A 16,901-nucleotide genomic window follows, 5' to 3' on the forward strand; every position below is an offset into this window, starting at 1 on the left:
GGGCGAGGCGTGGCGGTTGACAGGTGTCGAACCGCTACGGCCTGAACATCCCGCCAACGGCGAGGATCACGATTTCTCGGCGTCCAGCGCGTCGGCGATCATCCGCTTGGCCGTCTCGCATCGACTTTCGGCGAGTTGCGATTCCGGGCCCGACGGGGCCTTGGCGTCGGCCTCGCGGACGATCGCTTCCGCCGCGGCCTGATCGATCGCGCGCCGTAGCTCGGTCAGTCGCCGGTCGGCCGCGGCCATGCTGGCCCAGAAGCTCTTGTCCTGGGGCGTCGGCTCCCATTTTGCGCCCGCTCCGGAGCTCGGCGCGAACGGCGGGTCTTCCGCCATCGCCGGCGTGGCGGTCGTCTCGCCGCCGACGATCAGGCTTTTGGCCTGGGCCAGGATCGCGCCCGGGATCTTGAGCAACGACAGGCTAGGCGACGACATGGATCTTCCGCTCGCAGTCGCGGATCGCCGACTTCGCGAAGTGCATGACCATCTCGGTGAGGCGGCAGAGGTCGTTCTCGGCGACGCCATGGTCGCGGGCCCAGATCTTCACGGCATGCTTGAGAATGCTCGCCGCTGGATCGGAGGCGAGCGCGCCGTGGAACGTGTCGTCGGCGGGTTCTTTGAGGACGGCTGCGTCGAGAGACATGGCGAGGTTCCTGATGCAACGTGGGGCCGCGCTGGGACGTCGGCGCGACTTCAAAGTCGGTCGGCAAGTCGGACCCGGCCGATGGGGAAGCCGGGCCCGAAAGGCCGCTTAGACAGCCCGCGGTGACAGGCCAAGGCAGTGCGGGTCGCGGCGGCGTCCCGGCGATGGCGATCGACGGAGACGTTCCGCGGCCGCTTGGGCCAAGGTCATCGCGACCTACGAGTCGAACCATGTCGGAGGGGCCGGCGTGCGGACTGTGCGGATCTGCACATCCCCAGAAATAAAGGTTTCTGCCCCCCCGGAGGGGCGGTCAGGCCCGCGCCAGGGTGAAGATCGGGGTCGCCGGGAAGCCCTTGCGGCCCTGGGTGCGCCCGACATAGCCGCAGCGCACGCGGTCGCCGTGGAGGGTCGCCAGTGCGCCGGCCAAGGCCTCGCTGACGCAAGCCGAGCCCGGGGCGACCTCGGGCTCGATGCGCGCGGCGACCACCACGTGGGCGCCGATCACGGCCGGGGCCTTGGTCAGCGGGTTGACCCCCAGGTGCACCGGGCCGTAGTGGCCGCCGATCCGCAGGCCCAGGCCGCGCGGCAAGCCCAGGGCGCGAAGATCCAGGGCGCGGTGGGCCTCCTGCAGGGCCAGGGCCGCGACGGCGGCGTCGATCGGCTGGTCGAAGACCAGGAACAGACCGTCGCCCCAGGTCTCGACGTGTCGTGGACGGGCGTCGAGCCCCTCGATGACCCCGGCCATTCGGCCCATCACCATCTCGAAGAAGGCTGGAATCTGGTCGTCGCGCAAGGACCCGAAACCCTTCACGTCGGCGAACAGCATGGCCTTCACCGCTCGGGAGGTGGGATGGCTCGCGCGCGACCCGGATACGGCGGCCGGCGGCGGCCGGCGCACCGGAATGACTTCCTGTCGACGCCCTCCCCTCGCCCAATAGGCCCGGTCTGCGGCCACGCCGGCCGGGCCGGCGGCCGCGTGCCCATCCCAGACCGCCACCTGGATCGCCTCGGTCGCCAAGGTCTGGGCGCGCAGCACCGCGCAGCCCATGGCGATCTGGCTGGCATAGGCGAAGACCTGCTCGTCGCCGACATAGGGGTCGTGCGAGGCGTACCGCACGGACGCGGCCCGGGCGAAGCAGCGCTGGAAGCGCTCGATCCAATCGGCCCCGAAGGGCGCGACCGACACGGCGACGAAGGAGTCCAGGCTCACGGGCAGGACCAGGTGCAGTTCCGCGCTGGCGTCCAGCAAGGCCTCGGCGAAGACGATGTCGGCGCCGGCGGCCAGGCCGCCGTAGGCGAAGCCGATCCCCTGCTCCCGCACCACGCGGTCCGCCTCGCCGCGCAGGTCGCCGTCCAATCCGCCGTTCAAGGCGCCTTCCCGCGTGGCGTCCAGGATGTGGCCGGTGAAGTGGGCGCAGGCTGGCGGCCGGAAGGTCGAGAGCCAGGCAGGGTCCTCGCCGGTCTCGCGGCACAGCATCTCCAACTGCCGCAGGGTCGTGGCATGGGCGGCGAACGCCCGGGGCGCAAGGGTCTGAGCCTGGGCCATCGCCTCCCGCGCGGCCTCCAGGTCGCCGACCAGGAAACTCGCCTCGGCCCGGCTGGCGGTCTCGTAATAGGCCGCCTCCCCCGTCAGTCCCGGCGACGAAGGAATCCTCAAGGCGGCCGCCGCCAGGGCCTGGCCGCCCGCCCGGTCGCCGGCCACAAGCGTCATGGTCGCGGCGTTGACCGCCCCGTAGAGACCACCGAACCGCCGAAAAAGCGTTTGATAGCGGCGCGTGGAGGCTTTGGCGAAAGCTGTACGGCGGCCGCCGCGCGCGGCCAGGGCGACATCCTTCAGGAGCCGCGCCCCCAGGGCGATGGCGTCTGGATCGTCTTCGATCCGATCCAGCCCCAGGCGAACATATTCGGCCCGCGCGAAATCGACGGCGCCGGCGCGGGCCAGGCAAAGCACGGCGGCGTAGGCGGCGTCTCGCGAGGCCGCGCCAGTTTCCAGAGCGGCGCGGGCAAGGTCGTAGGCGGCGAGGACCTCGCCGCGCCGGATCAGCGCGGCGACCTCGTCCTTGTCGAAGACCGCGGGGCCCGTCAGGGCACGCGACCCCCACCGTTCTCGATCTTCGGATCCAGAGTGATGTTTTGCTTGTGCGAGTCCGTCATGAACAGGCTGTAGATATATTCGCCGAGCCGATTGTCTTCATAGACGATCATGAAGCATGTGAAGGGCTTTTGCGGTACGTCGTACAGCATCTCGATCCAGGTGTAGCTGGAGAAGTTGATGCCGAAGTCGTCCGTGAAGCGGATCGGACGCTTCTGGAACGTCCAGCCGACACCGATGAGATCGTCGCTCAGCCGGAAGACCAATCGGCTCGGCGCATCGAGCTTCAGCGACAGCGGCACCGGATTCTGAGGATCGAGAACGTTCATGAAGTTGACGTTTTCGGCGATGCCGACGACCAATTCGATGATCGGTAGCGTGTCTGTCATGTGAAACCCCCTTGAACCGTGGCGCCAGCTAGAGGCGACTCTCTCCAGAATGCAAGGAAACCGGGATGGGCATAGCCCTGTTTTCGCAGGCCCTTCACAATCGTCAGAGCCTCATCGGATTGTCCCTGGGCCTGGTAGGCGCGCGCTAGGATGTCGAGGTTGGTCGAGGATAGGGATCGGCGTCGCGGCGACAGGGCTGAAATCGCCGCCGCCGGCTGCCCCGCCTCCAGATGGGCCGCGCCATAGAGGGCCGCGCGCTCGCCCGCCGTTTCGCGCGGTCCCGACGTCCGGTCCAGCCGGTCCAGCAGGGCCAGCGCCAGGCTCCGGGCGCGGGCCGGATCCCCGTCGAGCCGCGCCAGGGTGACCGCCTGGATGTCCAGCCGTCCGTCGAGGTCGATCCGCCAGGTCCTGGCGTCGTCGCCGGTGCGGAGACTGGCCAGGGTGGAGACAGCCTGGGCGTGGGCCGAGCGCGCCTGCGCCAGCCTACCGGACCAGGCGGCGAAATCGACCGCGTCCAGCTGACCGATCAGCAGGTATTCGCGCCAGCGGGCGTTGGACGGATCCAGGGCCACCAGTTCGCGTAACCCGCTCAGCGCCTGGCCCGAGCGCGCCGCGCCGTGCGCCGTCCGGCCCAGGTCCAGCTCCAGTCGCGCCAGGGCCAATTGGGCGGCCAGACTACGGGCGGCCAGGGGCTTGTCGGACGCCGTTTTCGCCGAGGCCTGGGCCAGCAGGTTCGCCGCGCCCTCGCGTTCGGCGTAGGCCTCGCGAGGGCGCCCCAGCTTGGCCAGGGAGTCGGCCACCCAGGCATGGGCGTCCACGGCGTCGACCAGCCGGTCCTGGTCGTTCGGCGCCCGGGCCCGCTCGGCCTCGAAGCCGGCCAGGGCGGCGCGGAAGGCGCCCAGGGCCTCTTCCGCCCGCCCTTGCTCCAGCAGAAGGGTGCCCAGGTTGCTCTTGGCGTAGGCGACCTCCAGCCGCCAGTCGGCGCGGTCGGGATCGAGCCTGACGAGCGTCTGGGCCAGTTCGCCATAGCGTTTGAAACCCCGCTCGGCGCCGGCGATGTCCCCCTGGCGCCACTCCATATAGGCTAGCCAGTAGACGTTCTGCGCCTCGTCGAAGATCCGCTCGCCGTCGCCGGGGGCGCGGGCGGCCAGTTCGTGCGTGGTGGACGCGGCCTGGCCGAAGGCGTCGCGCGCGCCGGCCAGGTCGCCGCGCTGTTCCCGGATCGTGCCCAGCAGCGTCTGGGCCTTGGCGCGCTGGGCCAGCGCCCTGTCCTCGAGCTGGTCCGTCCGCGCCTTGCCGTAATAGGCCAGCACCTTGGCGCCCACGCCGTCCAGGACGTCCAGCCGCCCTACCGGCTCCAGCTGCTCGCGCAGGTCGCCCAGCATGTAGGCCACCAGGGCCTCGGTCTCGTCGCGCTGGTCGCGGGCGATCTGGCGGGACTTCAGCGTCGCGACGGTCATCGCCCCCATGGCGAGGGCCACGACCAGGGCCGCGGCGGTAAAGGCGGCCATCACCCGCATGCCGCGACGGGCGTCGCGCTGGATCAGCCGGTCGAGGCTGACATCCAGCAGGCGGGCGGCGATCTTCAGCCGCGCCAGGCGTGGTCCGTCGGCGCCGCGCCGCAGGTCCACGGCCAGGGGCTCCACGCCGACCGGCAGGGCCGCTCGCAGGGCCGGCGGCAGCACCTCGCCCAGGGAAGCCGCCTTCGGCGTCATGGGCGCGATGACGCAGACGAGCTGGCCGAGGTCATGATCCTTCAGGAAATAGGCGGCTTCCTGGTCCACCCAGCGCGATCCGGCCGAGGCCGGGGAGCAAAGCACGATCAGCGCGTCGGAACGGTCCAGCGCGTCACGGATCACCCCGCCCAGGTCCGCCGAGGCGCTCAGCTCGTCGCGGTCCCGGAAGATCGGCGTCAGCCGCCGCATCGACACCCCGCCGCCGGTCGTGGTCAGGCGACGGGGCGCGCGGTAGGCCTCCAGCGCGCGATGCAGCCATTCAGCGGCTTTGCGGTCCTGGTGGCTATAGCTGATAAAGGCCCGGTAGCGCGGTCGGCTGTCCATTCGTCGTCCCCGGATCGACTGTGCAGGAGCGTTCTCGATGGCCGTGATCCCCCCTTCGTCCCCGACCGCCTCGAGCCATGCGCCGATCGCGTCTTCACCCGAAGGCGGCTATCGCGCCAACCGGCTGTTTCGGCACATGGCGCGCGACGAGATCGAGGCCCTGGCTCCTCAGATCGAGCACCTTCACTATGGCAAGGGCGAGCTGATCGTCCAGCGGTTGGATGAAAGCGGCGGCATCCATCTGCTGTTGAAGGGCGCGCTGCTGGCCAACCAGTACGCGCGGTCGGGCCGCGAAGTCGGCTATCGGCGCATTTCGGCGGGCGGCTATTTCGGAGAGATTTCGGCCATCGACGGATTGCCCCGCTCGGTGAACATCGTGGCGCTGGAGGACGTGCGCGTCGCCCGGCTGCCCCAGCCCCTCGTCGAGAGCCTCTTCGAGCGCTCGCCGCGCTTCATGCGGGCGATCTTGGAGGACCTGGCCAACCTGACGCGCGCCCTGACTGATCGCCTGTTCGAGCTGAACGCCGTCTCGGTGGCCTGCCGGGTCGACATCGAGCTGTTGCGCATGGCGGCGTCGGCGGAAGGCGATGGCCGCGAAGCCGTCATCCATCGCTGTCCCACCCATGCCGAGCTGGCGGTGCTGGTGGGCAGCCAACGCGAGCCGGTGACGCGGGAGCTGAACCGTCTGGCTGGCCTCGGCATCGTCTCCCAGACCGGCCGCACCCTGCGAATCCTCGACCTTCCGGCCCTGGCCGACGAAATCGAGCGCATCGGAGGAGAGGTCTAGGCGCCGGACGCCATCAAGCCAAAACCCGCATCGGTCGATAGCGCCTTTGGCTTAGACCCTGGCGGCCGCTGCCCATAGCTTTTGCTCGAACCCACGGTCACGCGGCCAGGACGACGCGACGCCCTCCCGGCGAGAAGGACCGACGACGAGCGAGGATCCATGAGCAGAATGACGCCGTCCGAGATGGCCAAGCAGATCGGCGGAGGACTGCTGTCGTTCCCCGTCACCCATTTCGACGCCCAGCACCAGTTCGTCGAAACGCCCTATCGCGAACACTGCGCCTGGATGCTCCAGCATGAGCTGGCCGGCCTGTTCGCGGCGGGCGGCACCGGCGAGTTCTTCTCCCTGACCCCGCCCGAGGTGGCTAAGGTGGTCAAGGCCGCGGTCGAGGAAACGGCCGGCAAGATCCCGGTCGTCGCCGGCTGCGGCTATGGCACGGCCATCGCGGTCGACCTGGCCAAGGCGGCCCATGCCGCCGGCGCGGACGGCCTGCTGCTGCTGCCGCCCTATCTGATGAACTCCACCCAGGAAGGCCTGGCGGCGCACGTCGAGTCCGTCTGCAGGGCCACGCCGCTGGGCGTGATCGTCTACAACCGCGACAACGCCGTCCTGACCGAGGACACGCTCGAAAGGCTGTGCGATCGCAACCCCAACCTGGTCGGCTTCAAGGACGGCGTGGGCGACATCGAGCTGATGATGCGCGTCTATGCCCGGATGGGCGATCGCCTGACCTATGTCGGCGGCCTGCCGACGGCCGAGACCTTCGCCCTGCCCTATCTTGAAATGGGCGTGACGACCTATTCTTCGGCGATCTTCAACTTCATGCCGGAATGGGCGCTGGCCTTCTACAAGTCGGTGCGGGCCCAGGACCGGGCGGCGGTGATGGCCGGCCTGCGCGATTTCGTGCTGCCCTACATCGCCCTGCGCAATCGTGGCCGCGGCTATGCGGTGTCGATCGTCAAGGCGGGCATGAAGGTGATCGGCCGCGACGCCGGCCCGGTCCGCACACCCCTGACCGACCTGAGCCCGGCCGAACTGGCCGAGCTGGAGGTCCTGATCCGGCGCGCCCAGGGCCAGGCCTAGGTGGTGGCGGCCGTCGGCGCCCGGCTGGTTCGCGGCGGCCCCTCGGCCAAGACCAGGCCCACGGCCCTGGCGACGGCTACCGCTTCATTGCCCAAGCGCCTAACCTCGCCGGTCCACGGGATCACCAGCGGGCGCTATCCGATGTTCGAACTGAGTCAGTTGCGCTGTTTCGTGGCCACGGCCGAGGAACTGCATTTCGGCCGCGCCGCCCAGCGGCTGAACATGACCCAGCCGCCGCTCAGCCGGCAGGTTCAGCTGCTGGAGCGCATCCTCGGCGTCACCCTGCTGGACCGCACCAGCCGCTCGGTGCGGCTGACCCCGGCGGGCCGGGCCTTCCTGCTGGAAGCCCGACGGATCCTGCGCCTGGCCGAGAGCGCGGCCCTGGCCACGCGCCGCATCGCGGTGGGCGACGCCGGCCAGATCGCCATCGGCTTCACCGCCGCGTCCGGCTACAACTTCCTGCCCAGCCTGGTGATCCTGTCGCGGGCCCGGTTGCCCAACGCCGACCTGACCCTGCGCGAGATGGTCACCCGCGAACAGGTCGAGGCCCTGCTGACCGGCCGCATCGACATCGGCCTGGTGCGGCCGCCGATGGAGCGCGCCGAGTTCGCCACCGCCCGCGTGCTGACCGAACCCCTGGTGGCGGCCCTGCCGACCGGCGATCCGCGCCTGGCCAAGGCCTCGCTGGCCCTGACCGACTTCGACGCCGCGCCGCTGATCATGTATTCGGCCGAGGGCGCGGGCTATTTCCACAACATGCTGACCACGCTGTTCGACGCCAATGGCGTGACCCCGCACTACGTCCAGCACGTCACCCAGATCCACTCGATGCTGGCCCTGGTCCATGCCGGTCTCGGCGCGGCCCTGGTGCCCGAGGCCGCCATGAGCCTGCATTTCGACGATGTGCAGTTTCGGCCGGTGGAGACGACGCCGGATCGCCCGGTCGAGCTCTACATGGCCTGGCGCAAGGACAATGACAGCCCGATCCTGCGGTCGTTCATCGACCTGTGCATGGCCGAGGCCTCGCCCGCCGAGGTCCTGATCGACTGACCCGCCCTCTCCTCGGAGCGGGCCAAAAAACAATGCCTGGGGAGAGACCTTCATGAGCCCTCATCGCCGCGCCGTCCTGGCGGGCGCCGCCGCCGCGAGCCTGGTCGCCGTCGCGGACGCCAGGGCCGCCGCCAAGGCGCCGGTCGCCACCACCCGCTACGGCCAGGTGCGCGGCGCCGAGGTCGAGGGCGTCAAGGTGTTCAAGGGCGTGCGCTACGGCGCCGACACCGCCCCGCGCCGGTTCATGCCCGCCCTGCCGCCCGAGCCCTGGACCGGCGTGGCGGACGCCCTGGCCTACGGACCCGCCAGTCCCCAGACCAAGATCCAGGAGAACACCAGCGAGGACTGCCTGTTCCTCAACGTCTGGACCCCGGGCCTGGACGGCAAGAAGCGGCCGGTGATGGTCTATGTCCACGGCGGCGCCCACGCCAACGGCTCGGGCTCGGACCCGCTGTATGATGGAGCAAGACTGGCCCGGCGCGGCGACGTGGTGGTGGTGACGGTCAACCACCGGCTCAACGTCTTCGGCTATGGCTACCTGGCCGATCTGGGCGGGCCGGATCTGGCCGACAGCGGCAATGTCGGCAATCTCGACCTGGTGATGGCCCTGGAATGGGTGCGCGACAACATCGCCGCGTTCGGCGGCGATCCGGGCAACGTCACCGCCTTCGGCCAGTCAGGCGGCGGGGCCAAGGTGGTCACGATGATGGCCATGCCGGTCGCCAGGGGGCTGTTCCACAAGGCCGCGACGATGAGCGGCCAGCACGTCACCGCCATGGGGCCGATCCACGCGACGATCCGCGCCAAGGCCTTCATGGAAAAGCTGGGCCTGAGCCCCGACCAGGTCGACGCTCTGCGCACCCTGCCCGCCCAGCGGCTGGTCGAGGCCCTGAAGATGCCCGATCCTCTGGAACGCAAGGGCTCGATCATCTTCTGGTCGGTGATGGACGGCGGCGTGCTGCCGCGCCACCCGTTCTATCCGGACGCGCCGCGCGAGAGCGCCCATATCCCGATGATCATCGGCAACACCCACGACGAGACCCGCGCCTTCCTCGGCGGCGACCCCAAGAACTTCAGCCTGACCTGGGAGGAACTGCCGCAGCGCCTGGCCCCGGAACTGGTGCTGGACGTCGCGCCGCGCCGGGTGATCGCCCGCTATCGGGAGCTCTATCCGCACTATACGCCGTCCGAGGTGTTCTTCGCGGCCACCACGGCCGGGCGCTCGTGGCCGGGTCACCTGATCCAGGCCGAGCAGCGGGCCAGGATCGGCGCGCCGGCCTGGATGTACCAGCTGGACTTCGGCTCGCCGATCGACGGCGGCAGGCTGCGGGCCTTCCACGGCTTCGACATCGCCCTGGTGTTCGACAATCTCGACAAGCCGGGCTCGAAGACCGGCACGGGGCCGGCGGCCCGCAAGGTGGCCCACCAGATGAGCGAGGCCTTCCTCGCCTTCGCCCGGACCGGCGATCCCAACTGCGCGGCGATCCCGGCCTGGGGAAAGTACGAGCTGCCGAAGCGGGCGACCATGATGTTCGACGTGACCTCCAGGATGGTCGACGATCCGCGCAAGGAGGAGCGCGAGCTGTTCTCGGCGGCGCCGTTCCTGAAGGAAGGGACTTAGGCCGCCGACGCCGCCGGCCCCCTCCGGCCCTTCGGGCCACCTCCCCCAGTGGGGGAGGAGCCACGCTGTACAGCTGCTCCCCCTCTGGGGGAGCTGTCGGCGAAGCCGACTGAGGGGGTCTTTTGCGGGCACAGTTTCACGCTCACGCGCCGAAGCTGCGATGGGATGGGAAGGGTGCGAAGCGCCCGGGCCTCGCCCGGATGATTTGCAGTTTTGAGTACCGTTTCGACGAAGTCCGAGCGCTTCGCGTGGAGCCGTTATCCGGAAGCCTTCGGGTCGCGGATTCTTAACCCGCTCCGATGGAGGCCCCCGACGGGCAGGGTGTTGGCTCACCCTGGACCGCCCGGGCGATTTCAGCCCGGGCCTGCTGACCTATCCGCCTGTCCCGGGCGCCGAAGCTTCGTCGCGACCGAGGCGAACCTGCCGCGGACCAACCCGGGATGCTTCCGAGGAAGCGCGACGGACAAGGCCTTCCCGCTCGTCCACCCCTAAAAGCCGCATCGGTCGCCGTACGTGCGCCCTCCCCGTGCCTTCAGGTGAGGTCATTATCAGGGCGGTTCGAAGGGGGGAGGACCAAATCGGGTCGAGAAAAATTAGAGCGTTGAAATCCCGAGGCTTTGTACGCTGAACGCCGAGCATAGATCTTCAAATCTCCGCTCATCCCGGCGAATGCCGGGATGAGCGGATCAAGGGAGATTCTGAACGCGGTCCCACGGGAAACTCAGCGTCGGCGGATTCGCGTGGCGCTTCATCTTCAGCACCAGCCGCGCCCCCGCCCCGGCCGCCAGCCGCACCGTGAAGGCCGAGGCGTCGACCACGACCGGGGCGGCGCCATCGACCGCCACGCTCAGCACCTGGTGCTCGCCATAGCCTCCGCCCTGCACGGTCACCGTCCGGGCCTGGACCGGGTTGGTGTTGACCAGGGTCACCGTCGCGCCGTCGTCGCTCAAGGCCTCGACCAGGGCCGCGACGTCCTCGGGGACGCCGGCCCGGCGGCGCTCGGGGTCGAAATAGCGCAGACGGGCATAGAGCAACGCCCCGCCCTGGGCCGGCGAGGTCGGCGACCACGGCGGCCGGGCGATGTGGATCCCGCCCTGCATCAGGTGGATCAGGGCGTTGACGCTGGCGGGATTGATGTCGAGCGCCGCGTCGGCCAGGCGGGTGTCGGGCGTGGAGCGGTCGTCGCGCTGGGCCTGGGCCCGGGCCCGCACCCGCTCCAGGTCCTGGCGCAGGATCCTCACCGGGAAAGCCGGATCCTTGCCGTCCAGGAAGGTCAGCCAAGGATGCTCGGCCCCCCGCGCCCGGTCCGAGGCCTTCATCGACAGGTACCAAATCTCCAGGCCGTTCACGCGATAGTCGCCCGGCGCGTAGCCGTACCAGCCCTTGTCGCCATACATGCGCGGGGTCTGGACCTTGCCGTCGACGGTCTTCTTCTGGGCGTTGATGACGTCGGCCTGCTTGCGCCAGACGTCGAGATACTTGTCGTCGCCGGTCAGCAGGTAGGCGTTCATGAAGCCGACGATGGCCCGCGGCACCCGGTTGCGATCCTCGCGCTTGCCGGTCTGGGGCACGATCGGGCTGAAGCCCCAGCCATAGACCCCGCCCCACCACTTGCCGCCGGTCGCGCCGCCGATCCTGCCGTCCAGGCCGATATTGCTGGGCAGCACCCCGCCATTGGCCCGGGCCCGCTCGACCCAGGCGTCGACATAGGAAAGCAGCCAGTCGCGGTACTTGGTCTCGTGGTCCAGCATGTAGGCGTTCAGCACCAGGCTGGTGACCTGCAGGTTCAGCGGGCCGTCGCCGATCACGTCGGTATAGTCGTCGTAGTGGCGCAGGGTCTCCTCGTAGGTCCGCTCGCCGTGCTCCATGAAGAAGTCGCCGACCTCGAACGGGTCGCCGGCCCAGTCCAGGGGCGTGGCCTTGCGCAGCATCGGGCCGCGGCTGCCGGTGATCATGCTGCGGATGATCCTGTGCTTGGGATCGTAGTTCGGCGCGCCCGGATCCTCGTTCATGTAGAAGCCGGAGAACCGCCTGACCCGGTCGCGGTAGCGAGCGTCGTAGGGATCCGACAGGCCCAGCAGGTTGAACACCGACAGCCCCTCGGACAGGTGCTGCCAGTCGGTCATGACCGGGAATTCCTTGTAGTACATGCCGTCGCGGGCGAACGGCACGTCCTTGGTCCGAGCCAAGGTGTACTGGCGGACATTGCCCTCGTAGGCGGTCTTGGCCAGGGCCAGCAGGCGGTCGTCGCCGCCCAGGGCGTGCAGGTGCGGCCAGTCGTTGACGTTCTCGATGGCGTCGTCGGGACCGTCGTTGGCGCCCCAGCGCTCCACGGCCAGCAGGAAGCCGCGATCGTCGAAATAGCGGGCGAAGAAGGTCTGGCAGGCCTCGGCGTTGGCCTTCAGCAGCGCGCGCTCCAGCAGCGCCCATTCGGGCGGGGCCATCGGCGTGTCGATCTTCAGCGCGACCGGGAGCGCGGCCAGGGCCGGCGAGGCGACGGTCGCCAGCAACAGGGACGAGGCGGCGCGGAGGAAGCGGCGGCGGCTGGTCATCAAGGGCCTTTCCCGTTCAGGTCGCCGGCTTCAGCACGAGGCGCTGGATCTTGCCGACGACCAGGAAATAGGCGGCGATGCAGATCAGGCAGTGGACGCCGACGAAGATCAGGGCGCCGTCGAACGAGCCCGTACCCTTGACGATGTAGCCGATGACGATCGGGGTCACGATTCCCGCCACGTTGCCGAAGGTGTTGAAGATGCCGCCGGTGACGCCCGCCATCTCCTTGGGCGAGGTGTCGGCCACCACGGCCCAGCCTAGCGAAGCCACGCCCTTGCCGAAGAAGGCCAGGGCCATGATCACGATGACCAGCCATTCCTGTTCGACATAGTTGCAGGCGATGATGCAGGTGGCCAGCACCATGCCCAGCAGCAGCGGGGTCTTGCGGGCGATGTCCAGCGAGCCGGTCTTCTTGAGCAGGGCGTCCGAGATCATGCCGCCCAGGATGCCGCCGGCGAAGCCGCACAGGGCCGGCAGGGCGGCGGTGAAGCCGGCCTGCATGATCGACAGGCCGCGCTCCTTGACCAGGTAGATCGGGAACCAGGTGACGAAGAAGTAGGTCAGCACGTTGATGCAGTACTGGCCCAGATAGACGCCCAGCAGCATGCGGCTGCCCAGCACCTGCTTGACGTTGGCCCAGGTGAAGGCCGCGCCGTTGGCGGCGTTCCGGTCCTCCATCCGCACCAGGCCGCCGCCGGCTTCGATGTAGTCGAACTCGGCCTTGTTGATGGCCGGGTGGTCCACGGGGCTATGGATCAGCCTGACGAAGAACGCGGCGGCCACGATGCCGACGCCGCCCATGACGATGAACACCGAGCGCCAGCCGAACGTGTGAGCCAGCCAGCCCATCAGCGGCGCGAACGCCACCAGCGAGAAGTACTGGGCGGAGTTGAAGATCGCCGAGGCCGTGCCGCGCTCGGGTCCCGGGAACCAGGCGGCGACGATGCGAGCGTTGGCGGGGAAGGACGGGGATTCGGCCAGGCCCACCATGAAGCGCATGGCGAACAGCGCGACGGCCGCGGCCAGACCGGTGAAGACGCCGGCGAAGCCCTGCAGCAGGGTGAAGCTGGACCACAGGACCAGGGCGGCGGTGTAGATCTTCTTGGAACCGAACCTGTCGAGCAAGGCGCCGCCGGGGATCTGGCCCAGCACATAGGCCCAGGCGAAGGCCGACAGGATGTAGCCCATGGCCACCGGATCCAGGCCCAGCTCCTTGGAGGCCGATTGCCCGGCGATCGAGAAGGTGGCGCGGTCGGCGTAGTTGATCGTGGTGATGACGAAGAGCACCAGGATGATCAGCCAGCGGACGCGGGTCCTCCTGGCGGCGCCGTCGGCGTTCTGCGCGCTCATCGCGTTCCCTTCCCGTCCTTATCGTCGCGGCGCTGTTCGAGCCGCGCGGCGCCCGTTCGCGGGCTCCATGACCGGGAGGCTAAAGGGGCGAGGTGGCGGGGTCTAAGTCAAATCGCCTATCGACCGATCCAACGCCAACATCGATGACAGGCGACGCCCCGGGTGTCCTCGGAGCTCGAGGCCTTGTTTCGTCCGGGTTTCCCGCCAGAAAGCCTGGATCACGCGGCCGTCGCCACCGCATCGGTGCAGATCCTGCATCGGTTCATGCCCGATTGGGATTGGCCGTCGCCGCGGACCGGCCCCTATCCTTTTCGACACCACGAGAGGCTGGCGTCAGATCGGCCTCGACAAGAAGAAGACCCGCGGTCGCGGGCTTGGGAGGGAACATGACGTCTGAAGACAGGTCGAATCTTCGCACCATCCTGCGCTGCGGCGCCTCAAGCCTGGCCGTGAGCCTGGCCGTCGCGGCCGGCGCGGCCCACGCCCAGGACGCCCAGGCGATCGAACCCGACAACGCCGTCGAGGAGGTGGTCGTCACCGGCTTCCGCGCCAGCCTGGCCAGCGCCATCAACGTCAAGCGCAACGCCTCGGGCGTGGTCGACGCCATCAAGGCCGAGGACATCGCCCAGTTCCCCGACCTGAACCTGGCCGAATCGCTGCAGCGCATCCCCGGCGTGGCGATCTCGCGGATCAACGGCGAGGGGCGGCAGATCTCGGTGCGCGGCCTGGGCTCGGAATACACCCGCGTGCGCATCAACGGCATGGAGGCCATCACCACCACCGGCGGCACGGCCAACAGCGGGGGCACCAACCGCGGCCGCGGCTTCGACTTCAACATCTTCGCCTCGGACCTGTTCAACAGCATCGCCGTGCGCAAGACCGCCTCGGCCGATGTCGAGGAAGGCTCGCTGGGCGCGACGGTCGACCTGAACACCGCCCGCCCCTTCGACTCCGGCAAGCCCCAGCTCGTGCTGTCGGCCCAGGCCAGCTACAACGACCTGGCCCGCAAGGCCGGCCCCCGCCTGTCGGCCCTGGCCAGCCGCACCTGGCGCGACGGCACGATCGGCGCCCTGGTCTCGGTGGCCTACGAAGACCGCCGCCTGCTCGAGGAAGGCGCCAACATCACGCGCTGGACCTACGGCGGCAGCAACGGCGGCTTCAACGCCGCCTCCACCCTGCCCGGCTATACCCTGGCCCAGATCAACTACACGCCCACCAGCGCGGCGACCGCCGGCAACGCGATCTACCACCCGCGCATCCCGGCCTATGTCAGCTATGACATCGAATCCAAGCGCTTCGGAGCCAGCGGTTCGCTGCAGTGGAGGCCGACCGACAACACCACCGTCTCGCTCGACGCGCTCTATTCCTATCTGGCCGGCACCCGCAAGGAAGCCCAGCTGCAGGCGATCGGCCTGTCGCGCTCGGGCTCCGGCAAGCCGCAGACCATCATCCGCGACGGCGTGGTCGACGCCAACAACAACCTGGTCTACGCCAAGCTGGACAATGTCGACCTGCGCACCCAGTCGGCCTATGACGAGCTGAACACCGAGTTCAAGCAGTTCACCCTGTCGGCCGATCATCGGTTCACCGACCGGTTCAAGGTCGGCGCCCTGGTCGGCTACGCGGACTCGACCTTCACCCAGCCGGTGTCGACGATCATCACCTTCGACCGGGCCAACAGCCAGGGCTATTCCTACGACTTCCGCGGCGACCGCCTGCCGACCATCGGGCTGGGCTTCGATCCGACCGATCCGGCCAACTGGAGCGCCATCAACGGCACGTCCGAGGTGCGCCTGCGGCCGCAGTTCGTCGAGAACCAGTTCACCACCGGCAAGCTCTTCGGCGAGTACGAGTTCAACGAGCACCTGACCCTCAAGGCCGGGATCGACTTCCGCAAGTTCGAATATGACAGCTACGGCCAGTACCGGACCAGCGAGACCGTCTCCCAGACCCTGACCCCGGCCCAGCTGGCCGCCGTGTCCAAGGTCTATTCGGGCTTCGGCCGCCACCTCGGCCTGCCGGCCGGCAACGCCACGGCCTGGCTGGTGCCCGACATCGACGCCTACGCCCAGGCCTACGGAATCTACAGCAACAGCGGCATCTACGCCCTGACCAACACCAACAACAGCTCGGCCCGCGGCCAGTACGGCACGGTCGAGGAGAAGGACGCCGGCGTCTACGCCGAGGCCGAGTTCAAGTTCGACGCCTTCGGCCTGCCCTTCCGCGGCGACGCCGGCCTGCGCCAGGTCAACACCCAGCAGGAGTCCGGCGGCTACGCCGTGGTCAATGGCGCGGTGCGGTTGGTCAATGTCCGGCGCGACTACAACCTGACCCTGCCGTCGTTCAACCTGGCCGCCGATCTGACCGACACCGTGGTGGCCCGCATCAGCGCCGCCAAGACCATCGCCCGTCCGGGCATCGGCTCGCTGTCGCCCGGCGGCGATGTCAGCGTCCAGGGCGCCAACCGGACGTTCTCGTCGGGCAATCCGGACCTGGATCCGACCCAGTCCAAGAACCTGGACCTGTCGCTGGAATGGTATCCGACCCAGGGGGCGATCCTGGCGGGCGGCTTCTTCTACAAGAAGATCGACACCTTCGTGGCCACCCTGCGCACCCAGGTGCCCTACAACACCCTGGGCCTGCCGGATTCGCTGATCGCCGGCACCAGCGCCTCGCCCACCGACATCTTCGACGTCACCCAGCCGGTCAATTCCAACGGCGGCAGCCTGAAGGGCTTCGAGCTGAACTGGCAGCAGCCGCTGACCTTCCTGCCCGGCGCCTGGCGGCACTTCGGCTACATCCTCAACTACACCCACGTCAGTTCGAACGTGGAGTACCTGACCTCGACCACGGCCGGCGCGCCGACGGTCAACGCCGCCCTGGTCGGCCTGTCCAGGAACGCCGCCAACGCCACGCTGTACTACGAGACCGACCGCTGGAGCGTCCGCGGCTCGGTCGCCTATCGCGCCGGCTACCTGACCCAGGTGCCGGGCAACGACTTCAACGCCGTGCACGGCACCAACTCGACCCTGAACGTCGACGCCCAGGCCAGTTTCAACATCCGTCCGAACCTCAAGCTGAGCATCGAGGGCGTGAACCTGACCGACGAGTTCAACGACCAGTACGTCGGCGATAGCGACCGGCTGAACGTCTACACCCACAGCGGCCGGACCTTCTTCGTCGGGCTTCGCTACAACTTCTAGGGCGCGTCCTTCCTCCCGAAAGCGTCCTGGTCACGGCGTCGGCTTCCTTCGGCCGACGCCGTTTTTCGTT

General features: G+C 68.9%; 12 protein-coding genes. 5 read left to right on the forward strand and 7 right to left on the reverse strand.

Annotation, left to right across the window (positions count from 1 at the left end; genetic code table 11):
* Positions 1-66: 66 nt before the first annotated feature.
* The 5 genes from AC07NX_RS04325 to AC07NX_RS04345 form a co-directional block, all read right to left on the reverse strand.
* The gene (locus tag AC07NX_RS04325; protein ID WP_494639459.1) at positions 67-435 is read right to left on the reverse strand and encodes a hypothetical protein; all 369 of its coding nucleotides are present in this window, start codon (positions 433-435) and stop codon (positions 67-69) included.
* Positions 422-643: a hypothetical protein gene (locus AC07NX_RS04330; protein WP_494639461.1), complete on the reverse strand. Its 222-nt coding sequence runs from the start codon at positions 641-643 to the stop codon at positions 422-424. The genes AC07NX_RS04325 and AC07NX_RS04330 overlap by 14 nt, the downstream gene beginning before the upstream one ends.
* 310 nt (positions 644-953) lie before the next feature.
* On the reverse strand, positions 954-2,594 hold the full coding sequence (locus tag AC07NX_RS04335) for an adenylate/guanylate cyclase domain-containing protein (protein ID WP_494639463.1): 1,641 nt from the start codon (positions 2,592-2,594) through the stop codon (positions 954-956).
* 131 nt (positions 2,595-2,725) lie between these two features.
* Positions 2,726-3,124, reverse strand: a complete 399-nt coding sequence (locus AC07NX_RS04340; RefSeq protein WP_494639465.1) for a hypothetical protein — start codon at positions 3,122-3,124, stop codon at positions 2,726-2,728.
* A complete protein-coding gene (locus AC07NX_RS04345; RefSeq protein WP_494639467.1) occupies positions 3,121-5,184 on the reverse strand; it encodes a TIR domain-containing protein in 2,064 nt (687 codons plus the stop codon). Before AC07NX_RS04345 ends, AC07NX_RS04340 begins: the two co-directional genes overlap by 4 nt.
* 136 nt (positions 5,185-5,320) lie before the next feature.
* On the opposite strand from AC07NX_RS04345, the gene AC07NX_RS04350 reads away from it, so the two are divergent.
* The 4 genes from AC07NX_RS04350 (at position 5,321) to AC07NX_RS04365 (ending at position 9,725) form a co-directional block, all read left to right on the forward strand.
* Entirely contained in the window at positions 5,321-5,971 is a 651-nt protein-coding gene (locus tag AC07NX_RS04350; RefSeq protein ID WP_494639469.1) for a Crp/Fnr family transcriptional regulator, read from the forward strand.
* 159 nt (positions 5,972-6,130) lie between these two features.
* A complete protein-coding gene (kdgD, locus tag AC07NX_RS04355) occupies positions 6,131-7,054 on the forward strand; it encodes a 5-dehydro-4-deoxyglucarate dehydratase (RefSeq protein ID WP_494639471.1) in 924 nt (307 codons plus the stop codon).
* The gene (locus AC07NX_RS04360; protein ID WP_494639473.1) at positions 7,055-8,104 is read left to right on the forward strand and encodes a LysR substrate-binding domain-containing protein; all 1,050 of its coding nucleotides are present in this window, start codon (positions 7,055-7,057) and stop codon (positions 8,102-8,104) included. It abuts the gene before it with no gap.
* A 52-nt stretch (positions 8,105-8,156) separates the two neighbouring features.
* Positions 8,157-9,725: a carboxylesterase/lipase family protein gene (locus AC07NX_RS04365; RefSeq protein ID WP_494639475.1), complete on the forward strand. Its 1,569-nt coding sequence runs from the start codon at positions 8,157-8,159 to the stop codon at positions 9,723-9,725.
* 686 nt (positions 9,726-10,411) lie between these two features.
* On the opposite strand, the gene AC07NX_RS04370 is transcribed toward AC07NX_RS04365, so the two are convergent.
* Both AC07NX_RS04370 and AC07NX_RS04375 read right to left on the reverse strand, forming a co-directional pair.
* Positions 10,412-12,277 (reverse strand): DUF8034 domain-containing protein, encoded by a 1,866-nt coding sequence (locus tag AC07NX_RS04370; RefSeq protein ID WP_494639477.1) that lies wholly within the window; start codon positions 12,275-12,277, stop codon positions 10,412-10,414.
* A gap of 16 nt (positions 12,278-12,293) precedes the next feature.
* The gene (locus AC07NX_RS04375; protein ID WP_494639479.1) at positions 12,294-13,628 is read right to left on the reverse strand and encodes an MFS transporter; all 1,335 of its coding nucleotides are present in this window, start codon (positions 13,626-13,628) and stop codon (positions 12,294-12,296) included.
* 386 nt (positions 13,629-14,014) lie between these two features.
* On the opposite strand from AC07NX_RS04375, the gene AC07NX_RS04380 reads away from it, so the two are divergent.
* Positions 14,015-16,831 (forward strand): TonB-dependent receptor, encoded by a 2,817-nt coding sequence (locus AC07NX_RS04380; RefSeq protein WP_494639481.1) that lies wholly within the window; start codon positions 14,015-14,017, stop codon positions 16,829-16,831.
* Positions 16,832-16,901 lie beyond the last annotated feature (70 nt).

The organism is Caulobacter sp. GW821-FHT09A05 (genome assembly GCF_059418465.1).

Bases quoted from the DNA above. Each gene is read 5' to 3' on its own strand.
- AC07NX_RS04350 (WP_494639469.1), top strand. From the start codon at position 5,321: ATGGCGCGCGACGAGATCGAGGCCCTGGCTCCTCAGATCGAGCACCTT.
- AC07NX_RS04325 (WP_494639459.1), bottom strand. From the start codon at position 435: ATGTCGTCGCCTAGCCTGTCGTTGCTCAAGATCCCGGGCGCGATCCTG.
- kdgD (WP_494639471.1), top strand. From the start codon at position 6,131: ATGAGCAGAATGACGCCGTCCGAGATGGCCAAGCAGATCGGCGGAGGA.
- AC07NX_RS04375 (WP_494639479.1), bottom strand. From the start codon at position 13,628: ATGAGCGCGCAGAACGCCGACGGCGCCGCCAGGAGGACCCGCGTCCGC.
- AC07NX_RS04345 (WP_494639467.1), bottom strand. From the start codon at position 5,184: ATGGACAGCCGACCGCGCTACCGGGCCTTTATCAGCTATAGCCACCAG.
- AC07NX_RS04340 (WP_494639465.1), bottom strand. From the start codon at position 3,124: ATGACAGACACGCTACCGATCATCGAATTGGTCGTCGGCATCGCCGAA.
- AC07NX_RS04380 (WP_494639481.1), top strand. From the start codon at position 14,015: ATGACGTCTGAAGACAGGTCGAATCTTCGCACCATCCTGCGCTGCGGC.
- AC07NX_RS04370 (WP_494639477.1), bottom strand. From the start codon at position 12,277: ATGACCAGCCGCCGCCGCTTCCTCCGCGCCGCCTCGTCCCTGTTGCTG.
- AC07NX_RS04365 (WP_494639475.1), top strand. From the start codon at position 8,157: ATGAGCCCTCATCGCCGCGCCGTCCTGGCGGGCGCCGCCGCCGCGAGC.
- AC07NX_RS04330 (WP_494639461.1), bottom strand. From the start codon at position 643: ATGTCTCTCGACGCAGCCGTCCTCAAAGAACCCGCCGACGACACGTTC.